17 protein-coding genes are annotated in these 19246 nt (G+C 69.0%); 13 read left to right on the top strand and 4 right to left on the bottom strand.

What is annotated here, in order from left to right; translation table 11 throughout:
- Positions 1–69 precede the first annotated feature (69 nt).
- The 3 genes from C4F17_RS27510 to C4F17_RS27500 are packed head-to-tail and all read left to right on the top strand — an operon-like array spanning position 70 to position 6030.
- Positions 70–3294 (top strand): efflux RND transporter permease subunit, encoded by a 3225-nt coding sequence (locus C4F17_RS27510; RefSeq protein ID WP_106937367.1) that lies wholly within the window; start codon positions 70–72, stop codon positions 3292–3294.
- Between the two features lie 4 nt (positions 3295–3298).
- Positions 3299–4540, top strand: a complete 1242-nt coding sequence (locus tag C4F17_RS27505; protein WP_106937366.1) for an efflux RND transporter periplasmic adaptor subunit — start codon at positions 3299–3301, stop codon at positions 4538–4540.
- A 41-nt stretch (positions 4541–4581) separates the two neighbouring features.
- Positions 4582–6030: an efflux transporter outer membrane subunit gene (locus C4F17_RS27500; protein ID WP_106937740.1), complete on the top strand. Its 1449-nt coding sequence runs from the start codon at positions 4582–4584 to the stop codon at positions 6028–6030.
- Positions 6031–6121: 91 nt separating this feature from the next.
- On the opposite strand, the gene C4F17_RS27495 is transcribed toward C4F17_RS27500, so the two are convergent.
- The gene (locus C4F17_RS27495; RefSeq protein WP_106937365.1) at positions 6122–8383 is read right to left on the bottom strand and encodes an aminotransferase class V-fold PLP-dependent enzyme; all 2262 of its coding nucleotides are present in this window, start codon (positions 8381–8383) and stop codon (positions 6122–6124) included.
- 169 nt (positions 8384–8552) lie between these two features.
- Here C4F17_RS27495 and C4F17_RS27490 point away from each other — a divergent pair, with 169 nt between their 5' ends.
- Positions 8553–9017 carry an Lrp/AsnC family transcriptional regulator gene (locus C4F17_RS27490; protein ID WP_106937364.1) on the top strand — a complete coding sequence of 155 codons (465 nt, stop codon included), beginning with the start codon at positions 8553–8555 and terminating at the stop codon, positions 9015–9017.
- A gap of 28 nt (positions 9018–9045) precedes the next feature.
- Here the strand turns inward: C4F17_RS27490 and C4F17_RS27485 are convergent, their stop codons facing one another.
- Positions 9046–10140 (bottom strand): PA0069 family radical SAM protein, encoded by a 1095-nt coding sequence (locus C4F17_RS27485; protein WP_106937363.1) that lies wholly within the window; start codon positions 10138–10140, stop codon positions 9046–9048.
- A gap of 110 nt (positions 10141–10250) precedes the next feature.
- On the opposite strand from C4F17_RS27485, the gene C4F17_RS27480 reads away from it, so the two are divergent.
- From C4F17_RS27480 to C4F17_RS27455, 6 genes are all read left to right on the top strand, one after another.
- A complete protein-coding gene (locus tag C4F17_RS27480) occupies positions 10251–10829 on the top strand; it encodes a GbsR/MarR family transcriptional regulator (RefSeq protein ID WP_106937362.1) in 579 nt (192 codons plus the stop codon).
- Between the two features lie 63 nt (positions 10830–10892).
- Positions 10893–11315, top strand: a complete 423-nt coding sequence (locus C4F17_RS27475; protein ID WP_106937361.1) for a thiol-disulfide oxidoreductase DCC family protein — start codon at positions 10893–10895, stop codon at positions 11313–11315.
- A gap of 28 nt (positions 11316–11343) precedes the next feature.
- Positions 11344–12291: an SAM-dependent methyltransferase gene (locus C4F17_RS27470; RefSeq protein WP_106937360.1), complete on the top strand. Its 948-nt coding sequence runs from the start codon at positions 11344–11346 to the stop codon at positions 12289–12291.
- Positions 12292–12328: 37 nt separating this feature from the next.
- Positions 12329–13381, top strand: a complete 1053-nt coding sequence (locus tag C4F17_RS27465) for a polyketide cyclase (RefSeq protein WP_106937359.1) — start codon at positions 12329–12331, stop codon at positions 13379–13381.
- A 5-nt stretch (positions 13382–13386) separates the two neighbouring features.
- Positions 13387–14019, top strand: a complete 633-nt coding sequence (locus C4F17_RS27460; protein ID WP_106937739.1) for a DUF4166 domain-containing protein — start codon at positions 13387–13389, stop codon at positions 14017–14019.
- A 7-nt stretch (positions 14020–14026) separates the two neighbouring features.
- Positions 14027–14374 (top strand): DOPA 4,5-dioxygenase family protein, encoded by a 348-nt coding sequence (locus tag C4F17_RS27455; RefSeq protein WP_106937358.1) that lies wholly within the window; start codon positions 14027–14029, stop codon positions 14372–14374.
- A gap of 24 nt (positions 14375–14398) precedes the next feature.
- Here C4F17_RS27455 and C4F17_RS27450 read toward each other — a convergent pair whose 3' ends face one another.
- Complete coding sequence (locus C4F17_RS27450) at positions 14399–15055, bottom strand: glutathione S-transferase family protein (protein WP_106937357.1); 657 nt, start codon at positions 15053–15055, stop codon at positions 14399–14401.
- Positions 15056–15136: 81 nt separating this feature from the next.
- On the opposite strand from C4F17_RS27450, the gene C4F17_RS27445 reads away from it, so the two are divergent.
- The 3 genes from C4F17_RS27445 to C4F17_RS27435 all read left to right on the top strand — a co-directional run bounded on the left by C4F17_RS27445 (position 15137) and on the right by C4F17_RS27435 (position 18227).
- Complete coding sequence (locus C4F17_RS27445; protein WP_106937356.1) at positions 15137–16357, top strand: polyhydroxyalkanoate depolymerase; 1221 nt, start codon at positions 15137–15139, stop codon at positions 16355–16357.
- A 350-nt stretch (positions 16358–16707) separates the two neighbouring features.
- Positions 16708–17601 carry a universal stress protein gene (locus C4F17_RS27440; protein ID WP_106937355.1) on the top strand — a complete coding sequence of 298 codons (894 nt, stop codon included), beginning with the start codon at positions 16708–16710 and terminating at the stop codon, positions 17599–17601.
- Positions 17598–18227, top strand: coding sequence for an N-acetyltransferase (locus C4F17_RS27435; protein ID WP_106937354.1), 630 nt, complete (start codon positions 17598–17600; stop codon positions 18225–18227). Before C4F17_RS27440 ends, C4F17_RS27435 begins: the two co-directional genes overlap by 4 nt.
- 5 nt (positions 18228–18232) lie before the next feature.
- Here the strand turns inward: C4F17_RS27435 and C4F17_RS27430 are convergent, their stop codons facing one another.
- Positions 18233–19186 carry a LysR family transcriptional regulator gene (locus tag C4F17_RS27430; RefSeq protein ID WP_106937353.1) on the bottom strand — a complete coding sequence of 318 codons (954 nt, stop codon included), beginning with the start codon at positions 19184–19186 and terminating at the stop codon, positions 18233–18235.
- Positions 19187–19246: the final 60 nt, after the last annotated feature.

The following is a 19246-nucleotide window of genomic DNA, read 5'->3' as shown; positions in this document are numbered from 1 at the left end:
GCCAGCAAACTTAAATCTACTTCCTTATGATGCGAAACCTTTTTCCGTCGGAAGCAGAGAGCCCCCGCCATGGTCCAGCTTGCGTTGCGTCGTCCGTACACCTTCATCGTCATGGCGATGCTGATCGTGCTGGCCACGCCCTTCGTGCTGGCGCGCATGGCGACCGACATCTTTCCGGAAATCAACATTCCGGTGGTCAGCGTCATCTGGAACTACACCGGCCTGCCGGCCCAGGAAATGGGGCAGCGCATCTCGGGCCAGGTCGAGCGCGGGCTGACCACAACCGTGAGCGACATCGAGCACATCGAGTCGCAGTCGCTGGCGGGCGTGTCGATCATCAAGGTGTTCTTCCAGCCCACGGCCAACATCGAGATGGCCATCTCGCAGGTAGTGGCCTCCATGCAGGCGCAGGTGCGGCAGCTGCCACCGGGCATCACGCCGCCGCTGGTCATCAAGTATTCGGCTTCCAGCGTGCCGGTGATCCAGCTGGCGCTCTCCAGCCCCACGCGTTCTGAAAACTCCCTGTTCGACGCCACCGTCAACCAGCTGCGCCCGCAGCTCATCACGGTGCCGGGCGCGGCCATTCCCTTTCCCTACGGCGGCAAGAACCGGCTGATCTCGGTCGACCTCGACACCCAGGCGCTGCAGGCGCGCGGCCTCTCGCCGGCCGACGTGGTGAACGCGGTGAACACGCAGAACCTGATCCTGCCCTCGGGCACGGCCAAGTTCGGCGCCACCGAATACAACGTGAAGATGAACGGCTCGCCCGACGCCATCGCGGGCCTGAACGACCTGCCGATCCGCACGGTGAACGGCGCCACCACCTACCTGCGCGACGTGGCCTACGTGCGCGACGGCTTCTCGCCGCAGACCAACGTGGTGCGCCAGGACGGCGTGCGCGGCGTCCTGCTGTCGGTGCTGAAGAACGGCGGCGCCTCCACGCTGGACATCGTGTCGAACATCCGCGCCATGCTGCCCGTCGCCGCGCAGACGATGCCCGAGGACATCAAGATCACGCCGCTGTTCGACCAGTCCGTGTTCGTCAAGGCGGCCGTGAAGGGCGTGGTGTTCGAAGCCATCCTGGCCGCCGCGCTCACCGCCGCGATGGTGCTGCTGTTCCTGGGCAACTGGCGCAGCACGCTGATCATCGGGCTGACCATTCCGCTGTCGATCCTGGCGTCCATCCTGGTGCTGTACTCGCTGGGCGAAACGCTCAACCTCATGACGCTGGGCGGGCTGGCGCTGTCGGTGGGCATCCTGGTCGACCAGGCGATCGTGACCATCGAGAACATCGAGCGGCACCTGCACATGGGCAAGCCGCTGAAGGAGGCCATCGAGGTCGGCGCGGGCGAGATCGGCTCGGCCGCCTTCGTCTCCACGCTGTGCATCTGCATCGTGTTCGTGCCGATGTTCTTTCTCTCGGGCGTGGCGCGCTTCCTGTTCGTGCCGCTGGCGGAGGCGGTGGTGTTCGCCATGCTGGCCTCCTACCTGCTCTCGCGCACGCTGGTGCCGACGCTGGTGATGCTGCTGATGGGCGGCTCGCACGGCCCGCAGCAACCGCAGCCGGGCGAAGGCGCAAGGCAGAGCGCGCTGCAGCGCCTGTACCGCGCCTTCGACCAGCGCTTCGAACGCGTGCGCCGTGCCTACACGCTGGTGCTGTCGGCGGTGCTCTCCAGGCGCGCCGGCTTCATCGGCCTGTTCCTCGGCTTCTGCCTGCTGTCGTGCCTGCTCTACCCGGCGCTGGGCCGCGACTTCTTCCCGACCGTCGATGCCGGCCAGATCCGCCTGCACCTGCGCGCACCCACCGGCACCCGCATCGAGGAAACCGCGCGCCTCACCGACAAGGTCGAGGCCGCCATCCGCGAGCTGGTGCCGCCGGACCAGCTCGAAACCATCCTGGACAACCTCGGCATTCCCAACAGCGGCATCAACCTGTCGTACAGCAACGCCGGCACCATCGGCACCTTCGACGGCGAGCTGCTGCTGTCGCTGAAAGAAGGCCACAAGCCGACCGAGCAGTACGTGTCGCTGCTGCGGGCCGAGCTGCCCAAGCGCTTTCCGGGCATCGAGTTCTTCTTCCAGCCGGCGGACATCGTCACGCAGATCCTGAACTTCGGCCTGCCCGCGGCCATCGACGTGCAGTTCAGCGGCAACGACATCGCCGGCAACGCGGCGCGCGCGGCCGAGCTGACCAAGGCGATACGGCAGATTCCGGGCGCGGTCGATGCCCACGTGCACCAGCGCCTGGACGGCCCCGCGCTGAGCCTGCAGATGGACCGCACGCGCCTGCAGCAATACGGCCTGACCGCCGCCAACGTGGGGCAGAACGTGCTCATCGCGCTGTCGGGCAGTTCGCAGACGGCGCCCGCGTTCTGGCTGAACCCGGCCAACGGCGTGGTCTACAGCATCGCGGTGCAGACGCCGCAATACACGGTCGATTCGCTCGATTCGCTGCTCAACATCCCGGTGGGCGCCAGCGGCGGCGCGGGCGGGCCGGGCTCGCAGCAGTTGCTGGGCAATCTCGTGAGCGCGCAGGCCGACCGGCTGCCGGCCGTCATGTCGCGCTACAACATCGCGCCGGTGATCGACGTGTACGTGAGCGTGCAGGGCACCGACCTGGCCAGCGTGGCCTCCAAGGTGCAGAAGCTGGTCGACGAGATGCGTCCGAAGCTCTCGCGCGGCAGCCGGGTCGACATCCGCGGCCAGGTGCAGACCATGCAGTCGTCGTTCATCGGCCTGGGCGTGGGGCTGGCGATGGCCATCGTGCTGGTGTACCTGCTGATCGTGGTCACCTTCCAGTCGTGGCTGGACGCGGCCATCATCATCACCGCGCTGCCGGCCGCGCTGGCGGGCATCGCGTGGATGCTGTTCATCACCGGCACCACGCTGAGCGTGCCGGCGCTCACGGGCGCGATCATGACCATGGGCGTGGCCACGGCCAACTCCATTCTTCTGGTGTCTTTCGCGCGCGAGCGGCTGCAGGCCGGCATCCCGCCGCTGTCGGCCGCGCTGGAAGCGGGCGCCACCCGCATCCGGCCGGTGCTGATGACGGCGCTGGCGATGATCATCGGCATGATCCCGATGGCGCTGGGCCTGGGCGAAGGCGCCGAGCAGAACGCGCCGCTGGGCCGTGCGGTGATCGGTGGCCTGGTCTTTGCCACGGTGTCGACGTTGTTTTTCGTACCCGCCGTGTTCGCGGGAGTGCACAGTCGGCTTGCCCGCCGCCGGGCGGCGCGTGAAGCCTCCCAGCAGCAGCATCAACCGCCAGCGGGCGCAACGCCCCAGGAGAATTGATTTCATGACGGAGCAACGCCACGCGGCATTGACCATCCATCCCACCGGCGAGAGCGACGGCGAGCTGCTGCGCCGCCGGCAGATCGTGCGACGCACGCGCTGGCTGGTGCTGATCGTGCTCATGCTGCTGGGCCTGGGCGCGGCGCGCACGGTGTTCGTGCGCATCGCCAACGCCCGCGCGCTCGAAGCGGGCACGACCGAACGCGCCAAGCAGTACGTGCAGACCGCCCTGCCCCGCGTGCCCACCGCCGGCCAGACGCTGTCGCTGCCGGGCACGCTGCAGGGCTTCGTGCAGTCACCGATTTCGGCGCGCGCCAGCGGCTACCTCAAGCGCTGGACAAAGGACATCGGCAGCCGCGTCGAGAAGGGCGAGCTGCTCGCCGAACTCGAGACGCCCGAGATCGACCAGCAGCTGTCGCAGGCCGTGGCCGCGCGCGCACAGGCCGCCTCCGGCCTGGAACTGGCGCGCAGCACCGCCGAGCGCTGGGAAGCGCTGCGCAAGAAGGATGTGGTCTCGCAGCAGGAACTGGACGAGCGCCGCAGCGCGGTGGCGCAGGCCACCTCCAACGTGGCGGCGGCCGACGCCAACGTGCAGCGGCTGAAGCAGACCGAGGGCTTCAAGCGCGTGGTGGCGCCGTTCGCGGGCGTGATCACGCGGCGCAACGTGGACGTGGGCGACCTGATCGACGCGGGCGCGGGCGGCGGTGCCGGTCGCGCGCTGTTCCTGCTGGCGCAGACCGATCCGCTGCGCGTGTACATCAACGTGCCGCAGGCCTACGCCCAGCTCGTGAAGACCGGCCAGCCCGTGGTAGTGACGCAGGCCGAGCTGCGCGGCCAGACCTTCAAGGGCCAGGTGGCGCGCACCGCCGGCTCCATCGACACGACCACGCGGATGATGCAGGTGGAGGTGTCGCTGCCCAACAGCGACGGCGCGCTGCTGCCGGGCGCCTATGTGCAGGTGTCGCTGCCGCTGGCCGCGAGCCGCACGCTCTCGGTGCCGTCGAACGCGCTGCTGTTCCGCGCCGAGGGCACGCGCATCGCGGTGGTCGATGCGCAGGGCCGCGTCAACCTGCGCGCCGTGACGCTGGGCCGCAACTACGGCGAGAACGTCGAGGTGATCGACGGCCTCGAGAAAACCGACCGCATGGTGCTGAACCCGTCCGACTCGCTGGCCGAAGGCGACGTGGTGGCGGTGGCGCCCGAAGCGCCGCCGGCGAAGGCGCCGACACCGAAGGCCCCGGCGTGACGCCGCCGCGCGTGGCCGCTCCGCTCGCGCTGCTCGCCGCCATGCTGCTGGCGGGCTGCGCGGTCGGCCCCGACTACAGGACGCCGGACACGCCGCTGCCGGTCAGCTGGAAGCTGGAGGAGCCCTGGCGCGTGAGCACGCCGAGCGACACAGCCGACAAGGGCCCATGGTGGCGCCGCTTCGGCGACCCGCAGCTCGACGCGCTGCAGCAGCAGGCGCTGGCCGGCAGCCCCACGCTGGCCATCGCCAATGCGCGGCTGGCGCAGGCGCGCGCCACGCTCGCGGCCAATGCGGCCGGCCAATATCCGCAAGTCGGCCTCGGCACCCGCGCCTCGCGCCTGAGGATTTCCGCCAACCGCCCGCTCACCAACTACGCGACGCCCAATTCGACGACCGTGCAGAGCGACTTCGCGCTGTCGCTCAATGCGAGCTACGAAGTCGACCTGGCCGGCCGCGTGCAGCGCACGGTAGAGGGTGCCAAGGCGTCGGCGGAGCAATCGGCGGCGGACCTGCAGAACACCCGGCTGCTGCTCAGCGCCGACGTGGCCAGCAGCTACTTCAACCTGCGCTCGACCGACGTCGAACTCGACGTGCTCACCCGCTCCATCGCGCTGCAGCGCCGCGCGCTCGAGCTTGTCACGGCGCGCCACGACCTGGGCGCCGTATCGGGCCTGGACGTGGCGCAGCAGCAGGCGCTGCTGGAGACCACGCTGACGCAGGTCGACGTGCTGAGGAAGCAGCGTTCGCAGTACGAGCATGCGCTGGCCACGCTCACCGGCACGCCGGCGCCCAGCTTCTCGCTGCCGGTGGACCTGCGCGAGATCAGGCCGCCGGCCGTGCCGCTGGGCGTGCCGTCCGAGATCCTGCAGCGCCGGCCCGACGTGGCCTCGGCCGAGCGCGCGATGGCCGCCGCCAACGCGCAGATCGGCGTCGCCACCGCGGCCTTCTACCCGAGCATCTTCATCTCGCCCACCGTGGGCGTGGACAGCCGCACGATCGAGACCCTGTTCAATGGCCCGAGCCTGCTGTGGTCGCTGGGCGTGTCGGCCACGCAGGTGCTGTTCGACGGCGGACGCATCCGCGCCAACGTCGATTTCGCGAAGGCCGGCTACGAGGTCACCGTGGGCAACTACCGCCGCACCGTGCTGACCGCAATGCAGGAAGTGGAAGACGGCATCACCGGGCTTGCCGCGCTCGACAGCGCAACGACCCAGGCGCAGGCCGCCGTCACGGCCGCGCGCCGCGTGCTCGACATGGCCACCAGCCGTTATGAGGGCGGCGCGTCGACCTACCTCGACGTGATCACCGCGCAGCAGTCGCTGCTGACGGTGGAACGCCAGGCCGCGCAGCTGCGGGGGCAGCGGCTGCTGACCGCGGTGTTCCTGGTGAAGGCGCTGGGTGGCGACTGGTGCGGCGCGGATGAGCCCGGCAAGGCCCCGGCATCGTCGTGCCCCGCCGTCGGCATCGACCGGACTGCGAAGGCCGGTTGAACGGCAAGCTCTGTTCGCGCGACTTGGTGCCTTGCTGGTCGATCGACGCACGTCGTCACTGTCGGAGCGATTCCGCTCGAGCTCCCCTGGCTCAGTGCATTGACGCAGCCGGCTGCGCGACGGCGTCCGCAGCGGAGCACAGCGCGAGGCCGCCCGCCAGGCTCCATGCCTGCGCATGGCCGAGGCGGCGCAGGGCCTTGGCCGCCTGCGCGCTGCGATTGCCGCTTCGGCAGTAGAAGAGCATCGGCGCACCGGCCGGCAGCGCCATCCAGCCGGGCAGCGCATTCAGAAGCCCCGACAGCGGCACCGCCTCGCGGTGGGTGTCGACACCGAAGGGCGACGATTCGCTCACGCGCTGCTCGTAGGGCTCGCGCACGTCCACCAGCACCAGGCCCGGATGCTCGAGCAGCAGCCGCTGCGCCTGCATGGCGTTCATCTCGTGGCCCGGGCCGGCGCAGCCGTTGTCGATGCGCGCACCGCAGGCGAGGGTCTGGTATTCGGTCAGCGCGAGGTCTTTCTCGAGTTCGGCCTTTGCCGAGGCGAAGCCTGCCGCGTCGATGCTGCCGGACAGCACCTGCGCGAGCAGCGGCTGGGCCGCGCATTCGCGGGCCAGGGTGCTCGCGAAGCGGTCGTCGTAGTCGTGCGCCGGGAGCAGCAGCGTGCCGGGGCCCGCGGCCTGCGCCAGTTGCTTCAGCGAAGGGCCGAATGCGAGCGGCGCACTTTGCGCGAAATCGCTTCGCCCCAGCGCGCCGGGCATCACCGTGTCGCCCACGAATGCCAGGCGGATCTTCAACTGCTCGTCATGCAGCAGGTAGGCGGTCGAGTCGGCGGTGTGCCCGGGTGTTGCCAGCCGGGTCAGCGTCTGCGCGCCCAGGCAGATGGCATCGGCGCCCAGGGGCCAGCCGAGCGCATCGACCTCGCCTTGCTGGAGAAGGCGTTCCGGCAGCGCGGCGCGCAATTCGCCCACCGAGGAAACATGATCGCCATGGCTGTGCGTGTCGAGCACGGCGGCCAGCGTGTAGTCCTGGCAGCGAAGCAGCTGCGCGATGCGGCCGGTCAACTCGGGCAGCGGATCGATGACCACGCAGCGCCGGCTGCCGGCATCCGCCAGGAGGTAGCAGCATGCACCGCCGGCCACGAAGCGGGTCAGGCCGTCGAGCGCGTCGCCCGGACGGGAGGTGTCGGCGCCGGTATTGAGGCAGCTTGCGCGCAGCGAAGCGCCACAGGAGCCGATCCTTTCACAGGCTTCGTCGATGAAGGCCGCGTCGCTGGCCGGCCCGAACGACAGGCGCACGGCCGAGGCCGCCTGCCAGGCGGGCAACCCCATGGCTTGCAGCACGTGGCTCGGCAGCGCCTTCGACGCGCCGCAGGCCGAGCCACCGCTCACCCGCACGTCGGCCGCGTCGAACAGATCCTGCAGGAGCTTCGAGTCGAGGCCGGGCACCGAGAAATTGAGGGTCGTCGGCAAGCTCAGTTCAAAGGGCGCGTTGAACACCACGCCGGGGAACGCATCCTTCAGCGCGGCGGCGATGCGGTCGCGGTACGCCTCCAGCGTGCGCGCGTCCCGGAAGGTGTGGCCGTCTTCGAGCGCTTCCAGCACGGTGCCGAGCGCGGCGATGCCGGACATGTTCTCGGTCCCCGAGCGCAATGCGCCCTCCTGGCCGCCGCCCGCCATCAACGGCGTGAACGGCGCGCCGGCGCGCACGTACAGCAGGCCGATGCCCTTCGGTGCATAGAGCTTGTGCCCCGAGAACGGCGCGTAGTCGATGCGGAGGGCTTCGAGCCGGAGCTCGAGCTTGCCCAGCGCCTGCACGCTGTCCACCATCCACAGCGCCGGGCTCCCGTCGAGCGCCTGGGCGATGCCGTCCAGGTCGCTGACGACGCCGGTCTCGTTGTTGGCGGCCATGGTGCAGACCAGACCGGCACGTGCGGCATGCGCGCGCAGCCAATGCAGGTCATGGCGGCCGTCTCGACCGACCGGGATGGGCAGCACGCGCAGGTTCAGGCCCAGCAGTTTGTTCCAGTGGCTGATCGCTTCCGGCACCGCCTTGTGCTCCGTCGCGCCGTACAGCACGCAGTCGACGTCCTCGCGGCCGCGCAGCGCGCTCAACGCCGACAGCACCGCCGTCTGGATGCCTTCGGTGGCGCCGCTGAGAAACAGCAGGTCGCCCGTGGGAGCGCCCAGCAGGCGCCGCGCGCGGGAGCGCACCGAATCCATCAGCGCGCGCGCCTTCAGCCCGGTGCTGTGGACGCTGCTGGGGTTGCCGAAGTCGTCGGCCATGGCTGCGAGTGCCGCGGCCCGGGCACGAGGCAGAACGGGCGTGGTGGCGTTGGCGTCGAGGTAGATGTCCATTCAGGTGATTCCGGGAGAAGAGATGCAAGCGTTTGCAGGCTTGGCGGGCGTGGCGGGCGACAGCGCCGCGCACCCGGAAGAGTCTGCCGCCCGGGGCGGAGCAGCGGCTTGCGTTTTATGCTGCCTATGCCGATAAGATTGGAATCCAATGCTCAATCAAGGATATTTGATGAAACTGGATTCCATAGATATCAAGATTCTTGATCTCCTGCAGCAAGACGCCGAGCTGCAGGTGGCGCACATCGCCGAGCAGGTGGGCCTGTCTGCCACGCCATGCTGGAGGCGCGTCCAGCGGCTCAAGGAGGCGGGCGTCATCACGCGCTCGGTGGCCCTGCTCGACCCGCGCAAGGTCAACGTGGCGGTGACGGTCTTCGTGTCGGTGCGGACCAGCACGCACTCGCAGGAGTGGTTCGACCGCTTCACCGCCACGGTCCATGCCATTCCGGAAGTGGTCGAGTTCTACCGGATGAGCGGCGACGTGGACTACCTGCTGCGCGTGGTGGTGCCGGACATCGCCGCCTACGACGCCGTCTACAAGCGACTGATCTCGGGCACGAACCTGCACGACGTCAGCTCCAGCTTCGCCATGCAGGAACTGAAGCAGACCACGGCGCTCCCGCTGGGCTACGTGTAGAAGGTTCGCGAAGCCGGCACGCGGACGTTCAGAACAGGCTGCCCTGCCCCGCGGCGCCAGGCGGCCGGAACGCCGTGATGTCCAGCGGAATGCGCTCGCGGTTGTAGCCCAGTCGGTTGGTCGCCTTCTCGAAGCGCTGGTGGATCAGGTCGGCCCACAGGCCCGAGCCCTTCATGCGCGTGGCGAAGTCGGCGTCGTAGTCCTTGCCGCCGCGCATCTCGTGGATGCGCGCCATGATGCGGTCGGCGCGCTGCGGATAGTGCAGCGCCAGCCATTCCTTGAAGAGCGGCGCCACCTCCCACGGCAGCCTCACCACGGTGTAGAAGGCGCTGCGCGCGCCGGCTTCCCATGCGGCCTCGAGCACCTGTTCCATGTCTTCGGTCACGAAGGGAATCTGCGGCGCCACGCTCACGCCGACCGGCACGCCCGCCTCGGTCAGCGTGCGGATGGTGCGCAGCCGGCGGTGCGGCGCCGCGGCGCGCGGCTCCAGCTTGCGGGCGAGTTCGCCGTCGAGCGTGGTCACGGTCACGTACACGGCCGCAAGACGGTCGGCGGCCATGGGCGCGATCACGTCGAGGTCGCGCTCGATGGCGCTCGACTTGGTGACCAGCGCGAACGGATGCCGCGCTTCCTGCAGCAGTTCGATGACCGAGCGGGTGAGCCTCAAGTCTCGCTCGATGGGCTGGTAGCAGTCGGTGGCGGTGCCGATGGCGATGTAGCTGGGCCGGTAGCTCTTGCGCCCGAGTTCCGTACGCAGCATGTCGGCGATGTTTCGCTTGGCGATCAGCTTGGTCTCGAAGTCGAGGCCGGGCGACAGGTTGAGGTAGCTGTGCGTGGGCCGGGCGAAGCAATAGATGCAACCATGTTCGCAGCCGCGGTAGGGGTTGAGCGAGCGGTCGAAGTAGATGTCGGGCGAGTCGTTCTCGTTGAGCGCCGACTTGACGTCTTCGAAGCGCACCTCGGTGGCGATGGGCTGCAGCTCCTGCGCCTCGGCCACGCCGTCTTCGAGCGTGCCCCAGCCGTCGTCGAAGGCATTGCGCTCGTCCTTGGAGAAGCGATGCGCAAGCTGCGTAGCCGCGCCGCGGCCCTTGATGGCGTGGATGGGGATGTGGGCTGCGGGCATGGCGAATCTCGTTACTGTGTATTTGTACAGTATTTCACCGTTTCCTTGCGACTGCCCGCTTTTTACATTTCTCTCTTGACAGAAATTTCGCAAATCCTAAACTCCAAGCCATGGAACTCACAGAAATTCAACGTAAGTTCGTCCTCCACTGGGGCGAAATGGGGTCCATGTGGGGCGTCAACCGCACCGTCTCGCAAATCCACGCGCTGCTCTTCGCCCACGGCAAGCCGATGCATGCCGAGGAGCTGTCCGAAACGCTGGGCGTCGCGCGCTCCAACGTCAGCAACAGCCTGAAGGAACTGCAGGCCTGGAACCTCGTACGCGTCACCCACACGCTGGGCGACCGGCGCGACTATTTCGAGACCAGCGTCGATGTGTGGGAGCTGTTCCGCACCGTGGTGCGCGAGCGCAAGGAACGCGAGTTCGACCCGACCATCCGCGTGCTCCGAGAACTTGTCTCGAGCCCCGATTTCCAGAAGGAACCGCCCGATGCGCAGGACCGCATCCGCTCCACCATGGACCTCATGAACAAGCTCGCCACCTGGGCCGACGAAATGCTGCGGCTGTCGCCGGGCACGCTCGACAAGGTGCTGACGCTGGGCGCCAGCGTGCAGAAGTTCGTGCGCGGCGACAAGGGCGGCAAGGACGAAGACCCCGACGCACACCACGCCAGCCTGCCGATGATCTGAACCCTTCTCTTTTTTTGCCTATGTATTTCTGTTTTGACAGAAATATCGAGAACAAAGGATGCCATGAGCCGCAACGCCCTTCCCGCCTATCCGCTGACCCTGTACTTCGACGCAAGCTGCGCCATCTGCTCGGCCGAAATGGGCAACCTGGGGGCGCGCGACACCGCGGGCCGGCTGCGGTTCGTCGATTGCTCGCCGGCCTCGTTCAGCGACGGGCCGGCGCCGCGCGACGCGCTCATGGCCGCGATCCACGCGGTGGACGCCACGGGCCGGGTGCTGGTCGGCGTGGCGGCCATCCGCGCGAGCCGCGCGGCGGTGGGCCTGCCCAGCGGCGGCGGCCTGCTCGACCTGCCGCTGGTCGCGCCGCTGGCCGACCGCGCCTATGCCCTGCTGGCGCGCAACCGCTACCGCATTCCGCGCTGGCTGGCGACACGGCTGGCGGGGCGCGTCGCGCCTACCTGCAACGACGGCAACTGCCGCCTCTGAAGAAAAAACACCACCCGAGGGAACAGCCATGCCCACAGTTTTCCAGCCCGACTTCCACCTTCCGCTCGAAGCGCCCGCACAGGCACCTGCCGGCACCTCCATCACCGCCGAAGACACCCAGGTCTACTTCACCGAAGTCGCGTTCGACTACAGCGCCTGGAGCCCCAGCTACAACATGCACTTCGGCTTCTGGCGCGCCGGGCTGAACCCGTTCAGGCGCGAAGGCATGCTGGTCGAGATGAACCGCGTGGTCGGCCGCGCGCTGCGGCTTGGCGATGCGCAACCCGGCGCCGCGCCCCGCCGCTGCGTGATCGACATGGGCTGCGGCGCCGGCGCCACCGCGCGCACGCTGGTGGGCAACAACCCGTCGCTGTACGCAGTGACCGTGACCAACGTGGCCGTGCAGAACAGCATCGCCGCCAGGCTCGATGCGGCGGCAGGCGTGGCCGACCGCATGGCCCACGTGGAGGCCGACTACACCCGCACCGGCCTGCCCGCCGCGCAGGCCGACGGCGCCTGGGCCCTGGAGAGCGCCTGCTATGCAGAGGGCACCGCCAAGGCCGATTTCATCCGCGAGGCCGCGCGCCTGCTCAAGCCCGGCGCCCGGCTGGCGGTGGCCGACGGCTTCCTGCTGCGCCGCAAGCCTGGCCGTGTGGCCGGCTGGCTGCACCGCCTGTGGGCCGACAGCTGGGCCGTGCCAACGCTGGCCGTTCGCGACGACTTCATCGCCGCCCTGCGCGACAACGGCTTCGAGGACATCGAGTGCAAGTCGCTGCGCTGGCGCGTCGCGCCCAGCGCGCTGCACATTCCGGTGCTGGCCACGCGCTTCACCCTGGTCGAACTCTGGAAGGCGCGCGGCAAGCTCGGCGCGTGGCGGCGCAAGCACATCGTGGCCAGCTATTACGCGCTGGCGCTGGGCATGTTCTGGCGCGACTTCGACTACTGCATGGTCACGGCCACGCGCAGTGCCGGCTGAGCGAACACGAGAAGAAACAACCAGCAGAAAGCTACGCATGCAAGACGACAACCAGGACAGCAGGCTCGCCGCACTCGCGCCAGACCAGGCACCCGGCGAACTGCCGCCCCAATCCCGCGGCGCCATGCCCTTCGCATGGTTCTGGCCGATGCTGGCGGGCGCGGCCATCGCGCTGGTGCTTCGCATCATTTTCAGCGGCGGCCCGGGCCAGCGCTTCTCGCCGATGCTCGGCTCCTTCGTGTACTTCGTGCCCGCGCTGTGCGGCGCCGTCACCGTGTACATGGCCGAGCGCATCGAGCGCCGCAGCTGGGGCTACTACCTCTGGGCGCCGTGGGTGGCAACGGCGCTTTTCGTCGGCGGCACGCTGGCGGTGTTCATCGAGGGGCTGATCTGCGCCGTCGTCATCGTGCCGCTGTTCGCGGTGATGGGCAGCGTCGGCGGACTGGCGATGGGCATCGTGTGCCGCATCACCAACTGGCCGAAGCAGGCCATCTACAGCTTCGCGGTGCTGCCGCTGGTGCTCGGCGCCATCGAGCCGCAGCTGCCCAACCCCGAACGGCTGTCGAACACGTCGCGCACGCTCTTCATCGCCGCGCCGGCCGAGCGCGTGTGGCACGAGCTGAACGCCGCGCGCGACATCCGTCCCGCCGAAGTCGGCGACGCCTGGGCCTACCGCATCGGCGTGCCGATGCCGGTGTCGGGCGTCACGGTCGACACGCCCGAAGGCCGCGTGCGCCAGGTGCAGTGGCAGAAGAACGTGCACTTCGAGGAAATCATCACCGAATGGCAGCCCAAGCGCCAGCTGAAGTGGCGCTTCCGCTTCTCGCCCGACTCTTTCCCGGCCGGTGCGCTCGACGATCACGTGATGATCGGCGGCCAGTACTTCGACCTGCGCGACGCCACCTACACGCTGACGCCGCGCGACGGCGGCACCGAGCTGCGCGTTGCGGTGTCGTGGCGCATGAGCACCAGCTTCAACTGGTATGCGGACCGCGTCATGCACCTGCTGCTGGCAGACGCGTCCGAGAACATCCTGCGCTTCTACAAGGCACGCGCCGAAGCCACGGCCGGCGCGGCGGCGGCCGGATGACGACGATGCCGCCCACCGCACCGGTCTTCCAGCAGGCGCTCGGCCCCGCCTGGGAACGACTCGGCGACGTCATCCGCCGCCACTACGCGATGGCACCGTTCTCCGACGACCACGTGTGCGTGCGCGGCACCATGAGCGAGGTCTGGCACGCCCGCTGGGCCGCGCTGCTGATGCCCCTCGGCCGGCTGTTCGGCGCGCTGGTGCCGCATCAGGGCAAGGACGTGCCCATCGAAGTGCACTACAGCTGCCGCCCCGACGACGCCACGCTCCACTGGGACCGGGTCTTCCGCTTTCCGGGCAGGCCGCCCTTCCATTTCCGCTCGTACATGGCGCACGACGCGCGCCGGGGCAGCGAGGTGATCGAGTACGTGCGCTTCGGCATCGGCATGCGGCTGGCCGTGAGCGCGGAAGAAGGCGCGCTGGTGTTCCGCGACCGGGGCTACATCTGGCGCGTGGCGGGGCTGCGCATTCCGCTGCCGCTGGGGCTCCTGCTGGGCACCGCCTACGTGGAAGAGCGGCCCGACCCGCAGGACGCCGACCGCTTCACCATGAAGATGCTGCTGCGCCACCGCTGGTTCGGCGACGTGTTCCGCTACAGCGGGCGTTTTCACCTGGACCCGCGCCCGGGTCCACAATGAGCCCACCATGCCACGCCGCCCTGAAAACCTCTACGCCCAGTACCACGCCCACGTCTATTTCGCGCCCGACACACTGGCGCAGGCGCGCAGCCTCTGCGAGCGCGCCGGACAGGAACTGATGGTGGTGGTCGGCCGCGTGCACGAGCGGCTGGTGGGGCCGCATCCGCACTGGAGCTGCCAGCTCGCATTCGACGCCGCAGAATTCGACCAGGTCATCGGCTGGCTAGAGGCCAACCGCAACGGGCTCGATGTGTTCGTGCACGGCGTGACCGGCGACGACTTCGCGGACCACACGGCCCATGCCATGTGGCTGGGTGAGGAAAGCGCGCTCGACCTGCGGATGTTCCGGCACTAGCCTCCGAAGCTCGCGCCCGTTTTTTCAGAACTCCGCGTCGAGCTCGTCGATTTCCTCGGGCTCCTGCTTCGCCGCGGCCACCCATTCCTTCATGGCCGGCAGCTCCATCACCCGCTTGCAGTAGGCCGCGCACGCGCTGTCCAGCGCCACGTCGTAGCTCAGGAAGCGCGTGACCACCGGCGCGTACATCGCGTCGGCCATGCCCGGCTGCTTGCCGAACAGGAAGGGGCCGCCGTAGGCCTTGAAGCATTCGCGCCAGATGGCGACGATGCGGTCGATGTCGGCCTGCGCGCGCGACCACACCTTGAAGTTCTTGAAATGGGCCTTGATGTTCATCGGCAGCGCGCCGCGCATCGACGAAAAGCCCGAATGCATCTCGCCGCAGACGGCGCGGCAGTGGGCGCGGGCGGCGATGTCGTCGGGCAGCAGTCCGGCCTTGGGCTTGATCTCGTTGAGGTACTCGCCGATGGCCAGCGTGTCCCACACCTTCACGCCGCCATGCTGCAGCGAGGGCACCAGCATCGACGAAGACAGCAGCAGCATCTCGGCCTTCATGGCCGGGTCGTCGGGCGGGATGACCTTCTCGCTGAAGTCCAGCCCGGCCAGCCTGCACATCAGCCAGCCGCGCAGCGACCACGCGCCGTAGTTCTTGCTGCTGATGGTAAGAACGGGTTTGGCCATCTTGAAGCTCCTTGGGCGTTGCCTCGCTGCGTGCAAGCGCCATGCCATGCGGCTGGCCCGCAACTTGCCTGCACCAGGGCCATGCTGTACCGGGCCTACCAGAACCAAGCCGACATGCTGTCGCCTGCCAGGCTCGCCGCGCAGTACCTGGGCCAGGCGCTGTGGAAAGACGGCACCGAGCGCACCATGCTGCGGCGCATGGCCGCGCAGTTCGAGGTGTTCTCGCGCATGCGGCTGACCCACACGCGGCCGCCCTACGGCATTGCCAGCGTGCCGGTCGACGGCGCCGAAGTGGCCGTGCACGAGGAAAAAGCCCTGGTCTCGCCCTTCGGCACCCTGTTGCACTTCAGGAAGGACACCGAAGCGGTGCACCCGCCCGTGCTGCTGGTCGCACCACTCTCGGGCCATTTCGCGACCCTGCTGCGCGAAACCGTGCGCACGCTGCTGCGCGACCACGACGTGTACCTGACCGACTGGCACAACGCGCGCGACGTGCCGCTCTGGGAGGGCCGGTTCGGCCTGGACGACTACACGCTGCAGCTCATGCGTTTCCTGGAGGCCGTGGGCCCGGGCGTGCACATGGTGGCGGTCTGCCAGCCCTGCGTGGCCGCGCTGGCCGCCACCGCGCTGATGGCCGAGGACGACAACCCCGCCACGCCGCGCAGCCTCACGCTGATGGCCGGCCCGGTCGATTGCCGCATCAACCCGACCACGGTCAACAAGCTCGCCACCGACCGGCCGATCGACTGGTTCCGGCGCAACCTCATCAGCCATGTGCCGTGGCCGCATGCGGGCGCCATGCGGCGCGTGTACCCGGGCTTCCTGCAGCTGTCGGCCTTCATGAGCATGAACCCGGAGCGCCACAAGAAGCAGTTCCAGGACATGTATACCCACCTGGTGGAAGGCGACATCGACAAGGCCCGCACCATCGGCAACTTCTACGACGAGTACCTCGCCGTGAACGACCTGCCGGCCGAGTTCTACCTGGAGACGGTGGAGCGCGTGTTCCAGACCTACGACCTGCCGCGCGGCAAGCTCACCGTGGGCGAGCGCACCGTGAACCCCGCCGCCATCCGCCGCACCGCGCTGCTGACGGTGGAGGGCGAGCGCGACGACATCTGCGCCGTGGGCCAGACGGTGGCAGCGCAAGACCTCTGCACCGGCATACGCCCCTACCTCAAGGCACACCACCTGCAGGCCGGCGTGGGCCACTACGGCGTATTCAGCGGCAGCAAGTGGAATGCGCAGATCTACCCGCGCGTGCGCGAAACCATCCACGCGGCGGCCGAGCTGAGCGGCTGAGCCGCAGCGCGGCAATCCGGCAAGGGCCGTGAGGCCATTGTTTGCCCTTGCGCGCCGGGCTTCCTACACTCGGGCCCATGCAACGCCAGGCTTTCATCCGCAGCACGCCGCGCGCAGTCTTCACTGCGTGCACGGCTGCAGGGTCGCATCCGACCCTCGCAGATCTCTGAGCCCGGCGGTCAGCCTCCCCCCCTTTCTTCAGCACCTTTCATCGACCGCCGGGCCCAAGCCCCGCGCGGTAGCGCGCCCGCACGGGCACGCCGCGCTTTCCCCAGCTGATTCCTTCGCTCGCTGCCAGCCGCTTCGCCGTGGCCGGCGGCCGGCTTTGTCATGCGGAAAGAACACTGACGATGAACATCCAATCGATCCTGGCGGTGACCGACCTGTCGGCGCACGGCCTGCGCACTGTCGTGCGTGCAGCCAACATCGCGGCGGCGCACGGCGCGCTGCTGAAGATCATGTACGCGCCCGCCGCCTTCGCCGGACCTGCGGATGCCGATGCGGCCAGCGGCCTGGGCGCCTTATGCCTGGAGGTGGCCGAGCGCTTCGGCATCCTCGTCAAGAAGATCGACGACACGCGCGGGCGCCTCGACGGCGCCGCGCACGAGGCGCAGTGGTGCGACCTCGTGGTGATCGGCGACGAGCCCGACCGCTCGCTCGCGGCCTTCTTCCACGGCCAGCCGGCCGAACAGCTGGTGCGGGCGGCGCAGCGGCCGGTGCTGGTGGCGCGGCTCGATGCGCGCGCCGGCGGCTATGGCCGAATCCTCGTCGCCGTCGATCTCATGGAAGAGTCGCGCCCCCTGGTCGACCTGGCCTGCGCCTTCGACGGCCAGGCCGACATCGAGCTGTTCCACGCCTTCACGCCCATGCACGAAGGCAAGCTGCGCTACGCCGACGTGTCCGCGCATGTGATCGACGCCTACCGCCACGCGTGCGCCCGCCATGCGCGCGAACGAATGCTGTGGCTGTCCGATGCGTCGATCGCGCGCCGCAACCGCGTGGTGTCGTCGATAGGGCGCGGCGATCCGGCGCGGCAGGCGGCCGTGCAGCAGCAGTACTCGAAGGCCGACCTGCTGGTGGTCGGCAAGCGCAGGCGCTGCGCGCTGATGGACTTTCTTTTCGGCAGCGTGGCGCTGCGCGTGCTGCGCTGGTCCACGGGCGACGTGCTGGTGGTGCCGCACTGCGCGCTTGCCGCACGGCAGGGTCAACACGCCGCGGCGCTGGCGCAGAGGGGTGCGGCATGACGCTCGCGCCGGCATTTCCTCCGATGCAGCCGGTCTGGTGGCGCTTCAGGCCGGCCGAGCTGCGCATCGACGTCGATCCGCACAAGGCAAAGCCAGCAGACACGCTGGTGCCGGTGCACGAACGCATGCGCACGATGGGCGCCCGCCTGCACGACATGCCGCAGCTCGCGCTCGGCGACCCCGGCCTGCGCGCACGCTATCGCGAGGCCGACGGCGAGCTGTACGTCTACATCGAAGACACGCGCCGGGACAGGCTCGTCGGCTACACCGTGTTCAACCGGCTTATCGAGCTCAACCGCAGGGCCGACCGCCACATCCGCGCGCCGCATTCGCAGTACGACCCGGCCTATCAGCGGCGCGGGCTGGCCTCCGCCGTATACCGCTGGGCGCTGGGCCGGGGCATCTGCCTCATGAGCGGCGCGCGGCAGTCGCCGGGCGCGCATGCGCTCTGGCAGAGCCTGTCGCGCCACTGCGAGGCGGGCTTTGCCGACCTGCGCAACAAGCAGCTGAGCTACCTTGGCCGAGAGGTCGAGCGCGCCACGCTCGCCGAACTGCACACGCGCATGTTTCTGCTTGGCGAGGGCTGGACGCTGGAACGCTTCCGGCGCGAAACGCAGATGGCCTGAAGCGCTCAGCGCCGCGCGCGCTGCGCCTTGCTCACGCGCCGCACCGTGGCCTCGCCGGCCTGCGGAAGCCTGTCGCGCAGGAACGCGATCAGCTCCTGCGCCACCACGTTGCGCATCGGCCCCGGCAGGTAGGCCAGCACCACGCGGCGTTCGACGCGCGGCTTCAGCAGCGGCACCACGGCCAGTTCGGGGTCGCGCAGCGAAGAGGTGTACAGGCGCGGCATCAGCCCCAGCGCCTGCCCGCTGCGCACCAGCGCATAGAGCGTTTCCGAATAGCTCACGCGGTAGGGCTCCGCGCCTTGCGCGAACTGCGCGCGCGCCGGGTTGCCCAGCGCGGGCATGCTGCCGCTCTCGAACAGCACCAGCCGTTCCTTGCCGATGGCCTCCCAGTTCGCGTCGCCGGCGGCCGCCAGCGCATGGTCGCGCCGCACCACCAGCACCAGCGGGTCGCGGAACAGGTCGATGCAGGTCAGCCCGCCCGGTGGCTCGGTGATGGCGGCCACCGCCATGTCGATCTGCCCGCTGCGCAGCTCGGCCAGCAGCGTGTTCGACGGCGCGTCGCGCCAGGCCAACTCCACCTCGCGCTGGCCGCTGCCCAGAAACTCGCTGGCCGCGGCCGCCACGCGCGCACTGGCCGAGGGAATGACGCCCACGCGCACGAAGGCCCGGCCGCGCTGCACCGTGCTTTCGATGTCGCGCAGCGCCACGTCGAAGGTGTTGACCAGGAAGTCGGTGCGCGCCAGCACCTCGGCGCCCACGGGCGAGAGTTCCAGCCGGTGGGTGGAGCGGGTCAGCAGCTCCGCGCCCAGCAGCTTTTCCATCTGCTTGATGGCGTTGCTCAGGGCCGGCTGCGTGATGGAAAGCCGCCTGGCAGCGCGGCCGAACTGGCCTTCTTCCACCAGCACCGAGAAGAACTGCAGCTGGCGCAGCGTGAGCGCACGCAGGGGCAAGGCGGCCATGGACGCATCCTCGGTTATTGATTCAGTGAATCAAATTATAGAAATTCAAAATTTTCCTTA

Source organism: Variovorax sp. PMC12 (assembly GCF_003019815.1).
Lineage (GTDB): Bacteria > Pseudomonadota > Gammaproteobacteria > Burkholderiales > Burkholderiaceae_C > Variovorax.
Note: the sequence above shows the minus strand (reverse complement) of the source record. Positions and strands in the feature narration are given on the sequence as shown.

Coding starts and splice junctions, on each gene's coding strand:
- C4F17_RS27450 (WP_106937357.1), bottom strand. CDS start 15,055: ATGGCCAAACCCGTTCTTACCATCAGCAGCAAGAACTACGGCGCGTGG.
- C4F17_RS27510 (WP_106937367.1), top strand. CDS start 70: ATGGTCCAGCTTGCGTTGCGTCGTCCGTACACCTTCATCGTCATGGCG.
- C4F17_RS27490 (WP_106937364.1), top strand. CDS start 8,553: ATGAAACTGGATTCCATAGATATCAAGATTCTTGATCTCCTGCAGCAA.
- C4F17_RS27475 (WP_106937361.1), top strand. CDS start 10,893: ATGAGCCGCAACGCCCTTCCCGCCTATCCGCTGACCCTGTACTTCGAC.
- C4F17_RS27495 (WP_106937365.1), bottom strand. CDS start 8,383: ATGGACATCTACCTCGACGCCAACGCCACCACGCCCGTTCTGCCTCGT.
- C4F17_RS27435 (WP_106937354.1), top strand. CDS start 17,598: ATGACGCTCGCGCCGGCATTTCCTCCGATGCAGCCGGTCTGGTGGCGC.
- C4F17_RS27445 (WP_106937356.1), top strand. CDS start 15,137: ATGCTGTACCGGGCCTACCAGAACCAAGCCGACATGCTGTCGCCTGCC.
- C4F17_RS27480 (WP_106937362.1), top strand. CDS start 10,251: ATGGAACTCACAGAAATTCAACGTAAGTTCGTCCTCCACTGGGGCGAA.
- C4F17_RS27500 (WP_106937740.1), top strand. CDS start 4,582: ATGCTGCTGGCGGGCTGCGCGGTCGGCCCCGACTACAGGACGCCGGAC.
- C4F17_RS27465 (WP_106937359.1), top strand. CDS start 12,329: ATGCAAGACGACAACCAGGACAGCAGGCTCGCCGCACTCGCGCCAGAC.
- C4F17_RS27440 (WP_106937355.1), top strand. CDS start 16,708: ATGAACATCCAATCGATCCTGGCGGTGACCGACCTGTCGGCGCACGGC.
- C4F17_RS27470 (WP_106937360.1), top strand. CDS start 11,344: ATGCCCACAGTTTTCCAGCCCGACTTCCACCTTCCGCTCGAAGCGCCC.
- C4F17_RS27430 (WP_106937353.1), bottom strand. CDS start 19,186: ATGGCCGCCTTGCCCCTGCGTGCGCTCACGCTGCGCCAGCTGCAGTTC.
- C4F17_RS27485 (WP_106937363.1), bottom strand. CDS start 10,140: ATGCCCGCAGCCCACATCCCCATCCACGCCATCAAGGGCCGCGGCGCG.
- C4F17_RS27505 (WP_106937366.1), top strand. CDS start 3,299: ATGACGGAGCAACGCCACGCGGCATTGACCATCCATCCCACCGGCGAG.
- C4F17_RS27455 (WP_106937358.1), top strand. CDS start 14,027: ATGCCACGCCGCCCTGAAAACCTCTACGCCCAGTACCACGCCCACGTC.
- C4F17_RS27460 (WP_106937739.1), top strand. CDS start 13,387: ATGCCGCCCACCGCACCGGTCTTCCAGCAGGCGCTCGGCCCCGCCTGG.